This is a genomic window from Brucella sp. MAB-22, assembly GCF_025908475.1.
GTDB lineage: Bacteria > Pseudomonadota > Alphaproteobacteria > Rhizobiales > Rhizobiaceae > Brucella > Brucella anthropi.
In genome coordinates this window covers 1874400-1893729 of sequence record NZ_CP109782.1, presented here as the reverse complement: position 1 = coordinate 1893729, position 19330 = coordinate 1874400, and the positions used below count along the sequence as shown (strand labels likewise).

Here is a 19330-nt window from a genome sequence, read left to right as displayed (position 1 = left end):
CCATGAACAGCCCTTCCTCCCTGATGCTGCAGGAAACCGAACAGTCGCCTGCCGTCGTCGCCGGTCTGCTTGAGAAGGAGGCAGGCACATTCTCGGAAATCGCGCGCATTTTCCAGAAGAACGAACCTGCTGTCATCACCACCGCCGCGCGTGGTTCGTCCGATCATGCGGCGACATTCTTCAAATATCTGATGGAAATCACCATGGGTATTCCGGTGGCATCCATCGGGCCTTCGGTGGCGTCGGTCTATGGTTCCAAGCTGAAGCTCAAGAACGGATTGCACTTTACCGTGTCGCAATCCGGCGCGAGCCCGGACATTGTTGCAGCGCAGGACGCTGCCAAAAAAGGTGGTGCCACCACAATTGCCGTCGTGAACGTTGTCGATAGCCCGCTGGGTAATGCCGCCGACGTGGTACTCGCGCTCAATGCTGGTGAAGAAAAGAGTGTTGCTGCCACCAAGTCGTTCATTGCCGCAGTCGCGGCATTGTCGGGTGTGGTCGCGTCGGCCAGCGGTGACGCAAGCCTGCAGGCCGGACTGCAGCGCCTGCCGGAGGCGCTTGCTGCAACACGGCCTGACGGTCGCGAAGCGGTTGAAAATCTCCTTTTCAATGCCCGCTCGCTTTATACCGGCGGTCGCGGCACGGCCTTTGCAATCGCGCTTGAGGCTGCGCTGAAGGCAAAGGAAACCGCCAATATCCATGCGGAGGCCTTCTCTCTGGCAGAGCTGATGCACGGTCCGATGCGTCTGGTGGAAGAAGGTTTCCCGATTATCTCCTTCCTGCCGCGCGATGAAGCGTTCGACACCAACATGCAGGCCCTGAAGCGGCTGCATTCGTTTGGAGCGAGCATCGTGTCGCTATCCGATGCGGAAACGCCGGGCTTCCGACTGCCATCGGCTAGCACGGGCAATGCGCATCTCGATCCGCTGGTTTCCCTCATCAATTATTACCGCGTCATTGAAGCGGTCACGCGCCGCAAGGGTTTTGACCCAGACAAGCCGCGCAATCTCAACAAGGTTACGGTGACGGTATGACAAGAAAATCGGCAATAGCAGGCGCGCGCATTTTCGACGGCGAGCGCTTTCACGACCAAAGCGCGCTGGTGTTCAGCGATGGCAAGATCGAAGCCATCGTGCCGGAAGCGTCACTAGGCGAAGCCCATGATGTCGAGCGCCTGAACGGTGGTGTTCTGGCACCCGGATTTATCGATGCGCAAGTTAATGGCGGCGGCGGGCGTATGCTCAATGACCAGCCGACACCCGAGACCATGTTCACGATTGCCAAGGGGCATCGCAAATATGGAACGACGAGCCTTCTACCGACGCTGATCACCGACACGACGCCGGTGCGCGATCGCGCCATTGAAGCGGCAATTGAGGCAGTCAAGGCCGACAAGGGCGTTGCCGGTCTGCATCTGGAAGGACCGCATCTGGCACCGGCTCGCAAAGGCGCCCATCTGGCGGAACTGATGCGCCCCGTCAATGATGCGGATATCGCGCTCTATATCCATACGGCAAAGCAGATCGGTACCTTGCTGGTCACGCTTGCTGCCGAACAGGTCACGCCTGATCAGGTGCGTCGTTTGAGCGACGGCGGTGTGGTCGTCAGTATCGGCCATAGCGACACGACGGCAGATGAGGCGTTCAAGCGTTTCGATGCCGGTGCGCGAAGCGTGACCCATCTTTTCAACGCCATGAGCCAGATTGGCCATCGTGCACCGGGGCTGGCTGGTGCGGCACTTGATCATCCCGACATCTGGTGTGGCATCGTTGCCGATGGCCATCATGTCGATCCGATGGCGCTGCGGCTTGCTCTTCGGGCGAAACGGGGAGATGCCCACCTGTTCTTCGTGACGGATGCCATGGCTCTGGTCGGTTCGGATTCCGAAAGCTTCGAGATCAACGGGCGTGCCGTCCGTCGTGTGCCGGGCGGTATCTGCTCCAAGCTTGTGCTGGCGGATGGCACCATTGCCGGTTCCGATCTCGATATGGCGTCGGCGGTACGTTTCGGCGTGGCCGAACTGGAGCTGACGCTGGCCGAGGCACTGCGCATGGCGAGCCATTATCCGGCGCGCTATCTGCATCTCAACGATCGCGGAACGTTCCGTCCCGGCATGCGGATGGATGCCGTCCATCTTGACGATGGGCTGTTTGCGAAAGCCACATGGCTTTCCGGCGAAAAACAGATTTCGGGGTAAGGTCGATGACGGAAATTACGGATCGTTATTTCGATGATCTCATTGCGCGGCTCACCGGCCTGCGTGATCGCCTTGCCGAACCGATGGCCAAGGCTGCGGAACTGGTTACCGCTGCGGCTCTGGCAGACAGCCGGGTCTATGTGTTCGGTACTGGCCATTCGCACATGATGGCGGAAGAACTGCACTATCGCGCGGGCGGATTGGCAATCACTGTGCCGATCCTTTGCGGGGCAATCATGCTGCAGGACGGAGCGGCTGCCAGCTCGCATTTCGAGCGGATCGAAGGAGCTGTGCTGCCGATCCTCGAGCGCTACGGCATTCGCGAAGGTGACGTGCTGATCGTCGTGTCGAACTCTGGTGTGAATGCCGCTCCCATTGAGGCGGCACGCTATGCACGGGAGAAGGGGGCTGCCGTTATCGCGGTCACTTCCGTCACTTATTCCAACGCAATCGCCAAGGGCCGCACGCAGCTGCTTTCTCTGGCCGATGTCGTGCTGGACAATGATGCGCCAGCGGGCGATGCGGTGCTGGAAGTGGAAGGCAGTTCTTTGAAGGTCGGTCCGGTTTCGACGGCGCTTGGTGTCACGATCCTCAATGCCATTTTTGCCGATGTGGCGGCGAAGCTGGTGGGCAAAGGCGACGCACCAATTTATCTGAGCGCCAACATGCCGGGCTCCGGTGAGGTGAACCGGGAACTTGTCGCCCGGTATCGTGACCGCAATCCGCATCTTTGATCAAATTAGAGCGATCTTTCTTCCAAAGTCGCTTGATAGCGCAATCCGGTCAGTGCATTACGCATTCTGGCATGGCGGAGGCCGCATCGTGAACTAGTTTCAAGGCGCGCGCTTTGGCTTGCGCCTTCGAAAATTGAGGAAGTCCGATGCATAATTTTGTCCTGACCGTCACCTGCAAGTCCACTCGTGGTATCGTTGCCGCAATCTCGGGTTATCTTGCGGGCAAGGGTTGCAACATCATCGATAGCGCCCAGTTCGATGATTTGGATACCGGTCGTTTTTTCATGCGCGTCAGCTTCATCTCCGAAGAAGGCGTAGCGCTTGATGTGCTGCGTGAAGGCTTTGCGCCCGTGGCAGCTCCGTTCGAGATGGAATTTGAATTCCACGACAACGCCCAACGGACAAAAACCTTGCTGATGGTTTCCCGTTTCGGCCATTGCCTGAACGATCTGCTCTATCGCTGGAAGATCGGCGCTCTGCCAATCGATATTGTTGGTGTCGTGTCGAACCATTTCGATTATCAGAAGGTTGTCGTCAATCACGACATCCCGTTCCACCATATCGCCGTGACCAAGGCCAACAAGCCGGAAGCTGAACAGCGCCTTCTGGATATTGTCGATGATACAGGCACCGAGCTGGTGGTTCTTGCGCGCTATATGCAGGTTCTGTCCGATCAGCTTTGCCAGAAGATGTCGGGCAAGATCATCAACATCCACCACTCCTTCCTGCCATCATTCAAGGGCGCGAACCCTTACAAGCAGGCCTATGAGCGCGGTGTGAAACTGATCGGAGCCACGGCGCATTATGTCACCGCTGATCTTGATGAAGGTCCGATCATCGAACAGGATGTCGCCCGTATCACGCACGCACAGAGTGCGGCGGATTATGTGTCTATCGGACGTGATGTCGAAGCGCAGGTTCTGGCACGCGCTGTTCACGCGCATATTCATCACCGCTCGTTCCTCAACGGCAATCGCACGGTCGTATTCCCGGCTAGCCCCGGTTCTTTCGCCTCCGAACGCATGGGGTGATATTGCGGCTCTGGCAGCCTGCAAATCGCGTCTTTTTGCGCTTCCGGTGCTCACGTACTCAAGTACGCTGCGCGCCGGTTCTCAAAAGCCACGATTTTCGGCATGCCATAACCACAATCTCCGCTAATCGCTGATGTTGCGTCAATAAAAAAACCCCGCTTGCGCGGGGTTTTCTTTTTGATCTGAAATCAGACCGATTAGTCGATGTCGAAGGAAACGCCCTGTGCGAGCGGCAGAGCCTTCGAGTAGTTGATGGTGTTGGTTGCGCGGCGCATGTAGCCCTTCCACGCATCCGAACCCGATTCACGACCGCCACCGGTTTCCTTTTCGCCGCCGAATGCACCGCCAATTTCAGCACCCGAAGTACCGATATTGACGTTCGCAATGCCACAATCCGAACCCTCAGCCGAGAGGAAACGTTCTGCTTCCTGCAGGTTGAGCGTGAAGATTGACGAGGACAGGCCTGCGCCAACTTCGTTGTGGCTTGCCAGCACGTCGTCGAAATCCGAATACTTCATGACGTAAAGGATCGGTGCGAAGGTTTCTTCAAGAACCGGACCTTGCTGCTTCGGCATTTCGACGATGGCCGGACGCACATAGTAAGCGTTTTCATGGCCAGCATCGACGCGTTCGCCGCCCTGTACCTTGCCGCCGTGAGCAGCAGCTTCCTTGAGGGCCTTCTGCATGTTGTCGAAAGCAACCTTGTCGATCAGTGGACCGACCAGAGCGCTTGTTTCGAGCGGCGAACCAACGGTGACGCTGGCATAAGCCTTCTGCAGACGCGGAACGAGAGCGTCGTAAACGCTTTCATGTACGAAGAGACGACGCAACGTGGTGCAACGCTGACCGGCAGTGCCCATTGCGCCGAAAGCAATTGCGCGCAGGGCCATGTCGAGATCGGCCGACGGGCAGACGATACCGGCATTGTTGCCGCCGAGTTCGAGAATTGCGCGAGCAAAGCGCTTGGCCAGACGCGGACCGACTTCGCGGCCCATGCGGGTCGAACCGGTTGCTGAAACGACCGGAACCTTCGGGCTGTCGACGAGGACTTCACCGATTTCACGGTCGCCGAGCAGAAGCAGCGAGAGGCCTTCCGGTGCATCGCCGAAACGCTTCAGCGCGCGCTTGAAGATTGCATCGCAGGCAAGAGCGGTCAGAAGGGTCTTTTCAGACGGCTTCCAGACAACCGAGTTGCCGCAAACGATTGCAAGAGCAGCATTCCACGACCAGACAGCAACTGGGAAGTTGAAGGCAGAGATAACGCCGACAACACCGAGCGGATGCCAAGTTTCCATCATGCGATGGCCAGCGCGTTCGGTTGCAATGGTGAGACCGTAGAGCTGGCGCGACAGACCGACTGCGAAATCGCAGATGTCGATCATTTCCTGTACTTCGCCGAGACCTTCCGAAGGAATCTTGCCAGCTTCGAGCGAAACGAGACGGCCGAGGTCTTCCTTGGAAGCGCGCAGTTCTTCACCGAGAAGGCGGATCAGTTCGCCGCGCTTCGGTGCCGGAACGTTGCGCCAGGCACGGAAGGCTTCATCGGCCTGGTCGATGATCTTGACAGCATCTTCCTTGCTGTGGGTCTTGACCGCAGCAATCTGTTCGCCCGAAACAGGGCTGAAACCGGCAAGGTCGCCGCCGGTATAAGCGGATGCATCGACGCCGAGTTTGGAAAGCAGATCGGCGGCTTCCTTCTTCACGTCGATTTTTCTAACAGCGGTGTTCATGGCTTTCCTCTCTGTATGAGTTGTTTGCGCATAGTCCTGTCCAGAAAGTCTGTAACTTTTCGGGGCTATGCGTTTATTCTGCCGCTTCAAGGCCTTTCAGGCCTGCCTGAACGGCTTCGATGGATTTGCGTTCGATGCGGGCATAGTGCTCGAACTCATTAAGCACTTTCGCACCCAGATCATCCTCGAAACGCTTCTGGTTCGGGCTTTCAACAAATTCCTGTGTTTCGTCGTCGCCCAGATTGGACTGGAATATACCGGCAGCACTCACCGGCAGGAAGTCTTCATAGATGATCGGGTCGGACTGAACCGCGCCAGCTTCAATCAGAACCTCAATATCGGTGCCCGGCTTGTAAGCTTCAAGCTTTGCAGCGTCCTTGACCGAATAGGCGAAGTAGCCGAGGCCTTCTTCACGCACGCCAGCCCATGTGTCCGGGAAAGCGGCAAAGGTGCCGCTGAGCGCCTTCACATATTCAGCTGCATTCGAGCCGTCTGGGGCAGGGCGGACAACGGCACGGGTGTCGTTGAGCAGCTTGTCGTAAAGCGCGCGACCCTTTGGCGTGAGCGCCACGCCGCGCTGTTCGATTTCACCGAAACGGGCAGTGTGCGAGCCCGGCGTCCAGGTGCCGTCTGCATTGACGAAGGACACTTCTTCTTCCAGCGCCTTGAACGAGGTCTGGCGCAGAAGGATCGGGCACTTGCGGGTCGGAGGACCTTCGACGACGGCTTTCGGGTTAATACCGCGATCCGGCATCTGAACCTGCACGGCGTCGATGTCGAGCGTGCGCGGCGTCAGATGGTTGATATGTGGGCCCTTGAACGACACGACATCGGCGATCAAGCGATGCGCGTCATGCAGGCGATGGTAAAGTTCGACGCTGACATTGGCATGATCGTGCCAGCGGAAGGTTTCCAGTACTTCAGCAACAAAGGCTTTCGCGTCGTCGTCGTTGAGGCCGCCTTCGGCTTCAGCCTTTTCGACAAAAGCGATGGCTCCGGCAGTGAAGATGTTGCGCTTCAACAGGACTTCTTCCGATTCAGCGCGCAGCTTTTCATCGGCGATCAGGTCGAGGCGCAGAAGCGAGGTGAAGACGCGGAACGGATTGTGCTTCAGTGCCGCATCGTCAACCGGGCGGAAGGCGGTCGAATGAACCGGAACGCCTGCGGCGCTGAGGTCGTAATAGCCGACCGGGAACATGCCCATGACCGCAAAAACGCGGCGCATCATGGAAAGTTCAGCAGCTGTGCCGAGGCGGATAGCGCCGTGACGTTCTTCAGAGATGCGTTCAAGCGAATCTGTTTCTGTCAGACGTTCATGCAGGTGACTGTCATCAGCAAGCACCTTGGCGTTCACATCGGCAACGAGTTCCATCAATGTGCCATAAGCAGGTACTTCCTGCTTGTACATGGCGGACATTGCTGCCGAAAAAGCCGAGCGAATGGCGTCCGGTGAAACGAATTTCTGGTCTTTCATGGCGAAAATTTCCGTCGAGTGGGGCATCTTCGGGTGGTGCATGTCTTGTTTGGGAGGAACATGCATGGATTATGATGAAAATGTATCATATAGACCGTTTTGCGGTTATGCTTGCGACGAAAGCAACTATGTTAATGCGAGAATGGAATGAAGCTGAGCAGAAGACTGATCCCGGACATCGCCACGCTGCAGGCATTCGAGTGTGCCGCCCGTCATGGCAGTTTTACGCAGGCTGCGCATGAGCTCAATCTCACCCAGAGCGCTGTCAGCCGTCAGATCAAGGATCTTGAAAGCCAGCTCGGTGTTCTGTTGTTCGAACGCATCCGCCAGCGCATTCTGCTTTCCGATGCGGGCAGGAAATTTTTGCCGGAAGTGCGGCGTCTTCTGAACCAGACGGAGGACACGATGTTGCGCGCCATGGCTTCGGCGCAATCAACGTCTTCTTTCAGTGTGGCTACATTGCCGACATTCGGCACGCGCTGGCTGATGCCGCGTATTTCAGATTTCATCGAAAAGCATCCCGGCATTGCCATCAATGTCGCGTCGCGCTCCGGTGTCTTCGATTTCGAGGAGCAGCCGTTCGATCTGGCCATCCATTATGGACAGCCGGTCTGGGCACACGCCACCTGCACTTTCCTGTGCAGCGAGGTCATCGTGCCGGTTGCCAGCCCGGCCCTGTTGAAAGCGCGTCATCCGTCCGCCCCGGAAGAGCTTGAGAATGAGCCCTTGCTGCATCTTGCGACGCGGCCCAAAATGTGGGCGCAATGGTTTGAAAGCTGCGGTGTCGAGGGGCGATCGGCCTATCGGGGACATCGCTTCGATCAGTTCTCGATGGTCATTGGCGCGGCGTTGGCCGGTCTGGGTTTCGCGCTCCTGCCGCTTTATCTGATTGAACAGGAATTGCTCAGCGGTGAGCTGGTCATGCTTTTCGAGAAGCCGATGCGAACCGAGAATGAATATTATCTCGTCGTGCCGGAAGGAAAGCTGGAAAATCCGCTGACGCAGGTGTTTTGTCAGTGGATCGCCGGGCAGGTAGGAAATACGGATTATTCGCCGTTGGTTCATTCCAAACCGGAATGAATTGTTGCGCAAATAACGCTGTCCAACCGGCTTTCGCGGCGTGAAATAGAAACAGTCGGGCAGGGTGCCCGTATTCCACTATTTAAAATGGTTGCTCTCAATGCTGAACGATCCGCGCTCCCATGGTCTTTGGGAAAAGACCGCCCCTGCCGCCCCCGAGACGAATGCGCTGCAAGGTGATCTGACTGCGGATGTCGTGATTGTGGGTGGCGGTTTCACCGGTCTCTCGACGGCTCTGCATCTGGCCGAAAAAGGCACGCGAGCCATCGTTCTCGAAGGTATCGAGATCGGCTATGGCGGTTCGGGCCGCAATGTGGGTCTGGTCAATGCGGGCATGTGGGTCATGCCGGATGATTTGCCCGGCGTGCTCGGTCAGAAATATGGAGATCGCCTGCTTGATGTCCTCGGCAATGCGCCGAAGCTCGTTTTCGAAATCGTTGAAAAGCACAAGATCGCCTGTGAAGTAGAGAAGCAGGGCACGCTTCATTGCGCTGTTGGCAAGAAGGGCCTGAAGGAACTTGAAGACCGCCATGAGCAGTGGGCGCGCCGCGGCGCCAATGTGAAGCTGCTTGATGCGAAAGAAACTGAAGCCAAGGTTGGAACCAAGGCCTATGCTGGATCGCTGCTTGATCTGCGTGCCGGTACGATCCAGCCGCTCGCTTATGTGCGCGGGCTTGCCCATGCCGCCATTACCGCTGGCGCGACAGTATTTACCGGAAGCCCGGTGATCGGTGCCGAGGAAAAGAACGGCAAATGGGTGGTCAAGACTGCCAAGGGTTCCGTGACGGCCAACTGGGTGGTTGTGGCGACGAATGCCTACACCAATGCGCCATGGCCGGAAGTGCGCGCCGAGCTGGTTCATCTGCCCTATTTCAACATGGCCACCAAGCCTCTTTCGGACAATATCAAGCGCTCCATTCTGCCGGAACGTCAGGGTGTGTGGGATACGAAGGAAGTCCTTTCATCCTTCCGTTTCGACCAACAGGGCCGCCTTGTCTTCGGAAGCGTTGGTGCGCTGCGCAATACCGGCGCTGCCGTGCATAAGGCATGGGCGAAGAAATCGTTGAAGCGTCTTTTTCCGCAGATTGGCGAGGTCGAGTTCGAAGCCGAATGGTATGGCAAGATCGGCATGACCAATGACAGCCTGCCGAAATTCCATCGCCTCGCGCGCAATGTGGTTGGATTCTCCGGTTACAACGGCCGTGGCATCGCGCCGGGCACGGTCTTCGGAAAACTGCTTTCGCAGCTTGTTTCAGGCGAGATCAACGAAGACGATCTGCCGCTGCCGGTCAGCGATCCGAAGGAACAGAATTTCCGCGGTCTGCGTGAAGCCTATTATGAGGCGGGTGCGCAGGTTGCGCATGTCGCCGAGATTGTTATCTGATCTGTTGATCTTTTTACCGAGAATGCGTTTGCGGTTGTCATAAAACCGCATTGCAATTCCTCTAATGCCATCCGCATCTTCTCCATACTTGGAGATACGGATGGCTGTTCGGCAAAACATTCAATGTCTTACAAGCCTTCCGATGGTTATGATTCCGCCGGGAGGCTTTTGCTTTTCCGGGTTCACGTTGCAGGATGTTTGACAGGTGCACCATGAATGGAAATGATCGTGCCTATCGCCATGGCAGTATCTGCGCGCTATCACTTCGCACGCGTCAGGATTGTACCGGCATCGCTGGTCATGCTGGCGAACATTATACAGAAATTCGAGGAGCGAATCCCATGAACAAGATGCTGAAGCGGGCTGCCGTCGTACCTGCGCTTCTTGCTCTTTCCATTGCCGTGGCACAGGCTGATACACTGACGCTCTATACGTCACAGCCGGAAGCGGATGCGACAAAGACGGTTGAAGCTTTCCGCAAGGCCAATCCGGACACCGATGTGCAGATTTTCCGCTCTGGTACGAGCGAACTCCTCACCAAGCTTGCCGCCGAGTTTTCGGCTGGCGCGCCGCAGCCTGACGTTCTGCTGATCGCTGATGCGGTGACGATGGAAGGTCTCAAGAAGGACAAGCGCCTGCTCGCCTATCCGGAAGCCAAGGTTGATGGTTTTGCTGCGGATAGCTATGACGCCGACAAGACCTATTTCGGCTCCAAACTGATCACCACCGGCATCGCCTACAACACGGGTGCCGCACAGAAGCCGGAACATTGGGCCGATCTCGCCAAGGCCGATTACAAAGGCCAGGTGGTCATGCCAAGCCCGCTTTATTCGGGCGCTGCCGCCTATCTCCTGAGCGGCTTTGCACTCAATAAGGATATTGGCTGGGATTACTTCAAGAACCTCAAGACCAATGAGCTGGCAAGCGTTAAAGGCAATGGCGCCGTGCTGAAGTCGGTTGCGAGCGGCGAAAAGCCATATGGCATCCTCGTTGACTTCATGGCGCTCAATGCCAAGGCCAAGGGTTCGCCGATCGAGTTCGTCTTCCCGTCGGAAGGTGTGCCTGCCGTGACCGAACCGGTTGCGATCATGGCAACCGCCAAGAACGTCGACGGTGCCAAGAAGTTCGTCGATTTCATCCTGTCGGATGATGGCCAGAAGCTGGCATTGGAGCAGGGCTATCTGCCTGCCAAGGAAGGCGTTGGTCGCCCGGCATGGCTGCCGGAAGGCACCAAGATCAATATCATGTCTATCGACACCCAGAAGGTTCTCGATCAGACTGATGCCGACAAGAAGCAGTTCTCCGAGCTGTTCGGCGGATAAGGCATTTTAATGCACATGTTTCGAGATCTTCAGGGCCGTGATGCGGCCCTGATTATTGGTGTAACGCTTATTGTTGCAGTGCTGTCGCTTCTGCCAATGGGCAGGCTGCTGGTCGAACTGGTCGCGCCGCAGGGGCAGTTTTCGACCTCGGCGCTGGTGGAAACGCTTGGCAGCCAGTCGACATGGGTTGCCACATGGCATTCCCTGCAGATTGGCATTGGCGGCGCGCTGCTGGCGCTTGTGTTCGGCATTGTTGCGGCGTTGCTCGTCGGTCTCACCAACATGCGCGGGCGCAATGTCTTTGTGCTTTTCTACGTCACCCCCCTGCTGATTGCCCCGCAGGTAACAGCGCTGGCGTGGCTCCAGCTATTCGGGCCTTCCAGCCAGTTCCTCAAGATCATCGGCATGGCGCCGCCGCTTGGCAGCCGCAATCCGCTCTATTCTGTCTGGGGCATTATTTTTCTGCTTGGCGTGCAATATGGACCGCTGGTCTTTCTGATCGTGCGGGCAGGACTGCGCAAACTCCCACGCGAACTGGTGGAAGCGGGCTTGAGTGCCGGTGCCAGCAAATGGACCGTTCTGCGCACCATCATTCTGCCGCTGATGACGCCATCGATCATCGGTGCTGCTGCCTTGGCTTTCGTGTCGTGTGTCGGCAATTTTGGCATCCCGGCGTTTCTGGGGATTCCATCGAATTACCTCGTTTTGCCAACGCTGATTTATCAGCGTCTTGCGGGCGGCGGTCCAGCTGTGCTGTCCAGCGTCGCCGTGCTGTCGGTTCTGATCGGGCTGATTGCAATGGCAGGCATCGCCGCGCAGGAATATGCCTCGCGCCGCCGCGATTTTCGCATTGTTTCGACGTCGCTGCCTGCTGCACCCTTCGCGCTTGGCCGCTGGCGCGTGTTGGTGGAAGCCGCGGCATGGCTCCTGATTGTTATCGTGCTGTTTCTGCCGTTGATCGGTCTTACGTTGTCCGCTCTGGTTCCGGCCTATGGTGTGCCGCTGACATTTGCGACGGCAACAGCCGAGAATTTCCGTTTCGTGCTGCTTGAACATGCTGGTGCTGCGCGCGCTTTCCGCAACAGTGCGGTTCTGTCGCTGGCGGCAGCATTCTTTGCGGTGCTGATAGCAGTTCCGCTTGCCTATATGCTGGCATGGCGTAAACGGCGCTGGACGCCGATCCTCAATTTCGCAGCCGAGATGCCCTATGCGTTACCGGGCGTAGTTCTCGCGATTGCCTGTCTGCTGATGTTCTTGAAGCCGCTGCCAGTGGTTGGTGTCAGCCTCTACAACACGCTCTGGATCATCCTCTTTGCCTATCTTGCACGCTTCTTCGTGCTGGCATTGCGGCCAACGGTTGCTGGCCTCCACCAGATCGACCGTGCTTTGGAAGAAGCAGCGCGCGTTGCGGGGGCGGGGCTTTTCTATCGGCTGCGGACCATTATATTCCCTCTGGTCGCCCCGGCGACGCTTGCAGGCGGCGTGCTCATTTTCATGACCGCCTTCTGTGAGCTGACGGTTTCAGCGCTTCTTTGGGCGTCGGGATCGGAAACGCTGGGCGTAGTGATGTTTTCTTTCGAACAGGCGGGCGATTCCGCCTATGCGGCTGCCATATCCATTCTGGCCGTTGCGGTGACATTCATGCTGATGCTTGCAACAAATCTGTTTGCGCGGCGTCTTCCAAACGGAGTGCTGCCATGGCGCGACTGAAAATCGCTTCTGTTTCCAAGGCCTTCAACGAGTTTCAGGCCCTGTCTGAAGTGTCGCTCGATGTGAAGGACGGCGAGTTTGTTGCTATTCTCGGACCATCCGGCTGCGGCAAGACCACGCTTCTGCGGATGATTGCCGGTTTTGAAGATGTTGATGGCGGCGAAATCCATATCGGCGACAGCCGCGTTTCCCATGTTGATGGTAACGTACCACCTGAGAAGCGGCAGGTCGGTATCGTCTTCCAGAACTATGCGCTCTGGCCGCATATGACGGTCGCAGAAAATGTCGGCTATAGTCTGCGGGTGGCCAAAGTTGCCAAAGCCGAGCGCGAGGCTCGTGTGAAGCAAGCGCTCGCGCTGGTCGATCTCGACGGTTTCGGTGATCGCCGCCCGGCCAATCTTTCGGGTGGTCAGCGGCAGCGCGTGGCATTGGCCCGCTGTCTGGTGGCTGCGCCTTCGCTGGTATTGTTTGACGAGCCACTCGCCAATCTCGACGTGCATTTGCGTGCTTCGATGGAAGACGAGTTTGCGGCTTTCCATAAGCGTACCGGTACGACGATTATCTACATCACGCATGATCAGGCCGAGGCCATGGCGCTTGCTGACCGGATTGCTGTGCTTGATCATGGCAAGCTTCAGCAGTTCGATACGCCGCGCAAGCTTTACGAAGAACCGGCTAGCGAAATGGTCGCGTCCTTCATCGCGCATGGCATGGTTCTGCCTGCTGAGGTCGTGTCCTTTGCGCAAGCGGGACAGTGCGAGGCGCTGGTGCTTGGAAGCCGTGCGCAGGTGCGCTGTTCTGGCATTGAAATGCCGCGTGCCAATGCGCAGCTCTGCGTTCGCGCAGAAGATCTGGCATTGACCGAAACCGGCGGCATCCCTGTGCGGGTCAAGCGTTCGGTCTATCGCGGTGGCGGTTCGCGCATCGAGGCACATCCGCTCACCAAGCCAGATATTCATCTGCATTTTGAAGTGCGCGATCCAGTGCGACTGGAAGAAGGCGATGAGGTTCGCATCGCTATTCGCGGTGGTTGGATCATTCCAACCGATGAAATGCCGGTGAGAAAAGTCTCAACCGGCTTTCCAATCGGCAACAAGATTTAGCTTATTTTTTCTTCATCGCTTCCAAAAGTGCTGCACCGAAACCACCGGTTGATGGCTGCTCCTGTTTGCGCTGTGGAGTGAAGTTTTTGGCAGGCCGCTGGTCGCGGCTTGCAGGATCACGCGGGGCAGGAGCTTCGCCACCGTCCTTGCGCATTGTGAGGCCAATGCGCTTGCGCGGCACATCCACTTCCGTCACGCGCACCTTCACCACATCGCCCGCCTTGACCACTTCATGCGGGTCTTTGACGAAGCGGTCGGCGAGCTGCGAAACATGGACAAGTCCGTCCTGATGCACACCGATATCGACAAAGGCACCAAAAGCCGCAACATTTGTTACCGTGCCTTCGAGCACCATGCCGGGCTTCAGGTCTTTGATGTCATCGATGCCATCGGCAAAGGTTGCGGTCTTAAATTCAGGGCGCGGATCGCGGCCTGGCTTATCAAGCTCGGCGATGATGTCGCGCACGGTTGGCAGTCCAAAACGCTCATCGACAAAGACGCGCGGATCGAGCGCCTTGAGTGCTGCGCTATCCCCCATGAGGCTGCGCACATCGCGACCGCAAGCGGAAACGATCTTCTTGGCAACGCCATAGGCTTCCGGGTGAACGGAGGACGCGTCAAGCGGCTCGGTGCCGTTCGCAATACGCAGAAAGCCTGCGCATTGTTCAAAAGCGCGGTTGCCGAGACGGGCGACTTTCAGCAGTTCCTTGCGGTTCTTGAAGGCTCCGGCTGCATCACGATGCGCGACGATTGCTTCGGCGAGAGACTTTCCGAGACCGGATACGCGCGCGAGCAGTGGCGCGGATGCCATGTTGAGATCGACGCCAACAGCATTCACCGCATCTTCGACCACCGCATCGAGCGAACGCGCCAGACGGGACTGATCGACATCATGCTGATACTGGCCAACACCGATGGATTTCGGCTCGATCTTGACGAGCTCTGCCAGAGGGTCCTGCAAGCGGCGGGCGATGGAAACGGCACCGCGCAGCGATACGTCGAGCTGCGGGAATTCGGCGGCTGCGGCTTCGGATGCCGAATAGACCGACGCACCTGCTTCCGACACGATGACTTTGAGCGGCTTTGGCGCTGGAAGCTCGTTGAGCATATCCACGACAAGACGTTCGGTTTCGCGGCTGCCTGTGCCGTTGCCAATCGCTATCAGCTCGATCTTATGTTTGCGGATCAGGCTTGCAAGCTCCGCCTGGGTGCCGCGCACATCGTTTTTCGGCGGGAAGGGATAGACCGTCGTTGTGTCGAGTAGCTTGCCGGTATCATCAACGATTGCGACCTTAACACCAGTGCGGATGCCCGGATCAAGACCCATGGTGGCGCGCGATCCGGCAGGGGCGGCCAACAGCAGGTCTTTGAGGTTGCGGGCGAAGACGTTGATGGCTTCTTCCTCGGCGCGCTCACGCAGGTCTCGCATGAGATCGAGCGACAAGGACAGCGAAAGTTTGACGCGCCATGCCCAGCCTGCAACTTCCATCAGCCAGCGGTCGCCGGGCAGGGTTGCGCCGATATTGTAAGCGGCTGTGATTTTGCGTTCGACAGGCTTTACCGGTGAAGTGTCGTCGGCGTCGATTTCGATATCGAGCGACAGAAAATCCTCGTTGCGGCCGCGCAGCATAGCCAGAGCCCGGTGGCCTGCAACATTTGCCCAGCGCTCGAAATGGTCGAAATAATCCGAGAATTTTGCGCCTGCATCCTGTTTGCCATCGACCACACGTGAGCGCAGAACAGCGCGTTCCTTGAGATAGTTGCGCAAATTGCCGATCAGTTCGGCGTTTTCGGCAAAGCCTTCTGCGATGATATCGCGCGCACCATCCAGTGCTGCCTTCACATCGGCAACTTCACCGGTGACATATTGCGCAGCAATCTCGGTGGGGACCAGCCTGCGGTCGGTCAGAATGGCTTCGGCAAGCGGCCCAAGACCGCGTTCGCGGGCGATTTCCGCTTTGGTGCGGCGCTTGGGCTTATAGGGAAGATACAGGTCTTCAAGCTCGGCCTTGGTCTGAACGCCTGCGATTTTCAGTTCGAGTTCCGGCGTCAGCTTTTCCTGGCCGCGGATCGATTCCAGAATGGACGAGCGCCGCGCCTCAAGTTCGCGCAAGTAAGCGAGGCGCTCTGAAAGCTGGCGCAGCTGCGTGTCATCAAGGCCGCCGGTGACTTCCTTGCGGTAACGGGCGACGAAAGGCACGGTCGCGCCTTCGTCCAGCAAGCCAATGGCGGCGATTGCCTGTTCGGGCTTTGCATTGATCTCCGCCGCTATAATCCCAGCAATGCGCTTAATATCGTTGGCCATATTCATTCCAATCTCAAATCTTTACGGCAACATAGTCGGATGTGGGTTCGGCGCAATCAAGGCAGTAACGACGTTCCACAGGAAAGGCGTCGGTTTCCTGTTCACGGCGATGTGAACGAACGGCCTCTTTATAAATCGGATTTACTCAATACTTATATCGGGAAATGACGATACGTATCAAAGGATCAGCGAGGTGACTGCGATGTCGGATGTTCAGTCTATACCCTTGGACGAGATACTCAAGGCGCTCGCCAATCCGGTGCGTCTCGACATTTTGAGCTGGCTCAAGGAACCGGAGAACCATTTCTCCGATCAGCACATGCCTCTGGAGATGGGCGTGTGCGCGGGCCAGTTCGAACGGTGCGGTCTCTCCCAGTCGTCCGTTTCTGCTCATTTGTCCGTGCTGACAAAGGCGGGGCTGATCATGCCCCACCGCGTTGGCCAATGGACGTTCTACAAGCGTGATGAGGAGGCGATAGCCGCCTTCATCAAAGCTGTATCCGATCTTTAATTCACCAGTCCAATCTTTCCCATTTGCCCAATCTTTCCCATTTGAAGGAATGTATCCATGGCCACATTGTTCGATCCAGTTACAATCGGCGATCTGAAGCTTGCCAATCGTATTGTTATGGCACCGCTGACGCGTAATCGCTCACCGCGCGCCGTGCCGAATGATCTCAACGTCACCTATTACGAACAGCGCGCCAGTGCGGGCCTCATCATCACGGAGGCAACGCCGATCAGCCATCAGGGACAGGGCTATGCCGATGTGCCGGGCCTTTATTCCGCCGAACAGTTGGCAGGCTGGAAGCGCGTAACGGATGCGGTGCACAGCGCAGGCGGCAAGATCGTCGTGCAGATGTGGCATGTGGGGCGTATTTCACACAACACGTTGCAGCCAAATGGCGGTAAGCCGGTTGCGCCTTCGGCCATCATCGCCAAGTCAAAGACCTATCTTGTGCATCCCGATGGCACCGGCGAATTTGCGCCAACCTCCGAACCGCGTGCACTTGAAAAGAGCGAGCTTCCGGAAATCGTTGCGACCTATGCCAAGGCTGCCAAGGATGCCGTTGAAGTGGCTGGTTTCGACGGCGTCGAAATTCATGCGGCAAACGGCTATCTGATCGATCAGTTCCTGCGTTCGGACAGCAACCATCGTACCGATGAATATGGCGGCTCTATCGAAAACCGCGCCCGCTTCCTGTTTGAAGTGGTGGATGCGATCACCAAGTCGGTCGCGCCAGGCAAGGTTGGCATTCGTCTTTCGCCAGTGACGCCCGCCAATGACGCCTCGGATTCCGATCCGCAGCCGCTGTTCGACTATGTGCTCGACAAGCTCGCCGCTTACGGTCTTGCATATGTTCATATCATTGAAGGTGCGACCGGTGGTCCGCGCGATTTCCAGCAGGGCCCGCAGCCTTTTGACTATGCGCGCCTGAAGCAGGTCTATCGCGATGCTGGCGGTGAAGCTGCCTGGATGGTCAATAATGGCTATGATCGTGAACTGGCGGAAGAAGAGATCGAAAGCGGTCGCGCTGACGTCGTGGCCTTTGGCAAGCCGTTCATCTCGAATCCGGATCTCGTTCGTCGCTTGAAGGATAATTCACCGCTTAATGAGCTGGACCAGCAGCATATGTATGGCGGCGGCGCCAAGGGATATACGGATTATCCGATCCTTGCCTAACAGCGAAAAAGCCCGGCGAATTGCCGGGCTTTTTGTTACAGACGCGCCCGCGTCGAGCGTGGTGTGGCAAGCAGCAGGTTGGTTTCGCTGGCCTTGATGCCCGGCACCAGCCTGATGCGGCGCAGCACGGCATCAAAATCGGTGAGCGTCGCAGCACCCAGTTCCACTACCAGATCGAAGCGGCCATTGGTGGTGTGAACGGCGGAAACTTCCGAGAAGCCGCCGAGCGCCTTGACCACACGGTCGGCGACATTGCCTTCGATTTCGATCATCATGATACCGCGCACCGGCAGATCAACTGCATCGGACCGCAGGATCACCGTGTAGCCGATGATGTCGCCGGACTGTTCCAATCGTTCCATACGGGCGCGGACCGTTGCGCGGGAAACGCCAAGATCGATTGCCACATCCGAAATACTGCGCCGTCCGTTGTGACGTAAAAGCGTGATGAGCTTTTCATCCAGATCGTCCATGTTTTCTCCATTTTGAAAAGCCAATCCGACATTCTGATAAACCAAACCGTTAAAATTGCCAATCCGGTTGCTTCACATCGCCAAGCGTAAATGGTCAATCTAGGGCAATAATTTCTCTGGAGTAGCAGTTTATGCATTGCAAGATTTTGGGATTGCCTGTTCAGGAAGGCACTGGTCGTCTGGGCTGCAATATGGGCCCTGACGGTTATCGCGCTGCTGGTATTGCGGATGCGATTCGTGAACTCGGCCATGAGTTTACCGATCTCGGTAATCTGGCTCCGACCGAACTGCGCCCTTTGACCCATCCCAATCCTGCGATCAAGGCTTTGCCGCAGGCTGTCGCCTGGATCGAAGCAATCAGCGAAGCTGCTTATCGTGAGAGTGCAGACGGTTTTCCGATCTTCCTCGGTGGCGATCATCTGCTTGCAGCAGGCACTGTTCCCGGCATTGCGCGCCGCGCCGCAGAAAAGGGTCGCAAGCAATTTGTGCTGTGGCTTGATGCGCATACGGATTTCCACACGCTGGAAACGACTGGCAGCGGCAATCTGCACGGCACGCCTGTTGCCTATTACACGGGCCAGAAGGGCTTTGAGGGCTATTTCCCAGCCCTGGCAGCACCGATTGATCCCGCCAATGTTTGCATGATGGGTATTCGCAGTGTTGATCCGGCAGAACGCGCTGCAATCAAGCAGACCGAAGTTGCCGTCTATGACATGCGCCTTATCGACGAGCATGGTGTTGCTGCCTTGCTGCGTCGCTTCCTTAAGCGCGTGAAGGACGAAAACGGCCTTCTGCACGTCAGCCTTGATGTCGATTTCCTTGAGCCGTCGATTGCGCCCGCTGTCGGCACCACGGTTCCGGGTGGCGCCACCTTCCGTGAAGCGCATCTCATCATGGAAATGCTGCATGACAGCGATCTGGTGACGAGCCTCGATCTCGTTGAGCTTAATCCGTTTCTCGATGAACGCGGACGCACCGCAACGGTGATGGTTGACCTGATGGCGAGCCTTTTGGGCCGCAGCGTCATGGACCGCCCAACCATCAATTATTGATTTCAGAAACTGCATTCACTGCTGGCGGGATCAAATGGTCTGCCGCTGAAT

16 protein-coding genes are annotated in these 19330 nt (G+C 57.2%); 12 read left to right on the top strand and 4 right to left on the bottom strand.

Going from position 1 to position 19330, the window contains the following annotated elements; genetic code table 11:
* Window positions 1-2: 2 nt before the first annotated feature.
* The 4 genes from OHI65_RS18660 (at window position 3) to purU (ending at window position 3962) form a co-directional block, all read left to right on the top strand.
* Window positions 3-1034, top strand: a complete 1032-nt coding sequence (locus OHI65_RS18660) for an SIS domain-containing protein (RefSeq protein ID WP_125300025.1) — start codon at window positions 3-5, stop codon at window positions 1032-1034.
* The gene (gene nagA / locus OHI65_RS18655) at window positions 1031-2197 is read left to right on the top strand and encodes an N-acetylglucosamine-6-phosphate deacetylase (RefSeq protein ID WP_125300026.1); all 1167 of its coding nucleotides are present in this window, start codon (window positions 1031-1033) and stop codon (window positions 2195-2197) included. Before OHI65_RS18660 ends, nagA begins: the two co-directional genes overlap by 4 nt.
* 5 nt (window positions 2198-2202) lie before the next feature.
* Window positions 2203-2931, top strand: a complete 729-nt coding sequence (locus OHI65_RS18650; RefSeq protein ID WP_125300027.1) for an SIS domain-containing protein — start codon at window positions 2203-2205, stop codon at window positions 2929-2931.
* Between the two features lie 146 nt (window positions 2932-3077).
* A complete protein-coding gene (gene purU / locus OHI65_RS18645; RefSeq protein WP_010659527.1) occupies window positions 3078-3962 on the top strand; it encodes a formyltetrahydrofolate deformylase in 885 nt (294 codons plus the stop codon).
* Between the two features lie 197 nt (window positions 3963-4159).
* On the opposite strand, the gene OHI65_RS18640 is transcribed toward purU, so the two are convergent.
* Both OHI65_RS18640 and OHI65_RS18635 read right to left on the bottom strand, forming a co-directional pair.
* Window positions 4160-5692 (bottom strand): aldehyde dehydrogenase family protein, encoded by a 1533-nt coding sequence (locus tag OHI65_RS18640; protein ID WP_012091518.1) that lies wholly within the window; start codon window positions 5690-5692, stop codon window positions 4160-4162.
* Between the two features lie 73 nt (window positions 5693-5765).
* Window positions 5766-7166, bottom strand: coding sequence for a VOC family protein (locus OHI65_RS18635; protein ID WP_040129138.1), 1401 nt, complete (start codon window positions 7164-7166; stop codon window positions 5766-5768).
* Between the two features lie 147 nt (window positions 7167-7313).
* Here OHI65_RS18635 and OHI65_RS18630 point away from each other — a divergent pair, with 147 nt between their 5' ends.
* The 5 genes from OHI65_RS18630 to OHI65_RS18610 all read left to right on the top strand — a co-directional run bounded on the left by OHI65_RS18630 (window position 7314) and on the right by OHI65_RS18610 (window position 13765).
* A complete protein-coding gene (locus OHI65_RS18630; protein ID WP_010659530.1) occupies window positions 7314-8246 on the top strand; it encodes a LysR family transcriptional regulator in 933 nt (310 codons plus the stop codon).
* A 100-nt stretch (window positions 8247-8346) separates the two neighbouring features.
* Complete coding sequence (locus OHI65_RS18625; RefSeq protein ID WP_125300028.1) at window positions 8347-9630, top strand: NAD(P)/FAD-dependent oxidoreductase; 1284 nt, start codon at window positions 8347-8349, stop codon at window positions 9628-9630.
* A 341-nt stretch (window positions 9631-9971) separates the two neighbouring features.
* Window positions 9972-10952, top strand: a complete 981-nt coding sequence (locus OHI65_RS18620; protein ID WP_012091521.1) for an ABC transporter substrate-binding protein — start codon at window positions 9972-9974, stop codon at window positions 10950-10952.
* Window positions 10953-10961: 9 nt separating this feature from the next.
* The gene (locus OHI65_RS18615; RefSeq protein WP_012091522.1) at window positions 10962-12662 is read left to right on the top strand and encodes an ABC transporter permease; all 1701 of its coding nucleotides are present in this window, start codon (window positions 10962-10964) and stop codon (window positions 12660-12662) included.
* Window positions 12650-13765: an ABC transporter ATP-binding protein gene (locus OHI65_RS18610; RefSeq protein ID WP_012091523.1), complete on the top strand. Its 1116-nt coding sequence runs from the start codon at window positions 12650-12652 to the stop codon at window positions 13763-13765. Before OHI65_RS18615 ends, OHI65_RS18610 begins: the two co-directional genes overlap by 13 nt.
* A 1-nt stretch (window position 13766) precedes the next feature.
* Here OHI65_RS18610 and OHI65_RS18605 read toward each other — a convergent pair whose 3' ends face one another.
* A complete protein-coding gene (locus OHI65_RS18605; protein WP_125300029.1) occupies window positions 13767-16070 on the bottom strand; it encodes a Tex family protein in 2304 nt (767 codons plus the stop codon).
* A 202-nt stretch (window positions 16071-16272) separates the two neighbouring features.
* Here OHI65_RS18605 and OHI65_RS18600 point away from each other — a divergent pair, with 202 nt between their 5' ends.
* Together OHI65_RS18600 and OHI65_RS18595 are read left to right on the top strand one after the other, a co-directional pair.
* Entirely contained in the window at window positions 16273-16581 is a 309-nt protein-coding gene (locus OHI65_RS18600; protein WP_012091525.1) for an ArsR/SmtB family transcription factor, read from the top strand.
* A 57-nt stretch (window positions 16582-16638) separates the two neighbouring features.
* A complete protein-coding gene (locus OHI65_RS18595; RefSeq protein WP_012091526.1) occupies window positions 16639-17754 on the top strand; it encodes an alkene reductase in 1116 nt (371 codons plus the stop codon).
* A 35-nt stretch (window positions 17755-17789) separates the two neighbouring features.
* Here OHI65_RS18595 and OHI65_RS18590 read toward each other — a convergent pair whose 3' ends face one another.
* Window positions 17790-18227 (bottom strand): Lrp/AsnC family transcriptional regulator, encoded by a 438-nt coding sequence (locus OHI65_RS18590; protein WP_010659538.1) that lies wholly within the window; start codon window positions 18225-18227, stop codon window positions 17790-17792.
* A 131-nt stretch (window positions 18228-18358) separates the two neighbouring features.
* Here OHI65_RS18590 and rocF point away from each other — a divergent pair, with 131 nt between their 5' ends.
* On the top strand, window positions 18359-19279 hold the full coding sequence (rocF, locus tag OHI65_RS18585) for an arginase (RefSeq protein ID WP_125300030.1): 921 nt from the start codon (window positions 18359-18361) through the stop codon (window positions 19277-19279).
* Window positions 19280-19330 lie beyond the last annotated feature (51 nt).

Excerpts from the sequence above, each read along its gene's own strand:
- nagA (WP_125300026.1), top strand. The coding sequence starts at position 1,031 with ATGACAAGAAAATCGGCAATAGCAGGCGCGCGCATTTTCGACGGCGAG.
- OHI65_RS18620 (WP_012091521.1), top strand. The coding sequence starts at position 9,972 with ATGAACAAGATGCTGAAGCGGGCTGCCGTCGTACCTGCGCTTCTTGCT.
- rocF (WP_125300030.1), top strand. The coding sequence starts at position 18,359 with ATGCATTGCAAGATTTTGGGATTGCCTGTTCAGGAAGGCACTGGTCGT.
- OHI65_RS18660 (WP_125300025.1), top strand. The coding sequence starts at position 3 with ATGAACAGCCCTTCCTCCCTGATGCTGCAGGAAACCGAACAGTCGCCT.
- OHI65_RS18605 (WP_125300029.1), bottom strand. The coding sequence starts at position 16,070 with ATGGCCAACGATATTAAGCGCATTGCTGGGATTATAGCGGCGGAGATC.
- OHI65_RS18635 (WP_040129138.1), bottom strand. The coding sequence starts at position 7,166 with ATGAAAGACCAGAAATTCGTTTCACCGGACGCCATTCGCTCGGCTTTT.
- OHI65_RS18625 (WP_125300028.1), top strand. The coding sequence starts at position 8,347 with ATGCTGAACGATCCGCGCTCCCATGGTCTTTGGGAAAAGACCGCCCCT.
- OHI65_RS18640 (WP_012091518.1), bottom strand. The coding sequence starts at position 5,692 with ATGAACACCGCTGTTAGAAAAATCGACGTGAAGAAGGAAGCCGCCGAT.
- OHI65_RS18630 (WP_010659530.1), top strand. The coding sequence starts at position 7,314 with ATGAAGCTGAGCAGAAGACTGATCCCGGACATCGCCACGCTGCAGGCA.
- OHI65_RS18650 (WP_125300027.1), top strand. The coding sequence starts at position 2,203 with ATGACGGAAATTACGGATCGTTATTTCGATGATCTCATTGCGCGGCTC.
- purU (WP_010659527.1), top strand. The coding sequence starts at position 3,078 with ATGCATAATTTTGTCCTGACCGTCACCTGCAAGTCCACTCGTGGTATC.
- OHI65_RS18610 (WP_012091523.1), top strand. The coding sequence starts at position 12,650 with ATGGCGCGACTGAAAATCGCTTCTGTTTCCAAGGCCTTCAACGAGTTT.
- OHI65_RS18600 (WP_012091525.1), top strand. The coding sequence starts at position 16,273 with ATGTCGGATGTTCAGTCTATACCCTTGGACGAGATACTCAAGGCGCTC.
- OHI65_RS18595 (WP_012091526.1), top strand. The coding sequence starts at position 16,639 with ATGGCCACATTGTTCGATCCAGTTACAATCGGCGATCTGAAGCTTGCC.
- OHI65_RS18615 (WP_012091522.1), top strand. The coding sequence starts at position 10,962 with ATGCACATGTTTCGAGATCTTCAGGGCCGTGATGCGGCCCTGATTATT.
- OHI65_RS18590 (WP_010659538.1), bottom strand. The coding sequence starts at position 18,227 with ATGGACGATCTGGATGAAAAGCTCATCACGCTTTTACGTCACAACGGA.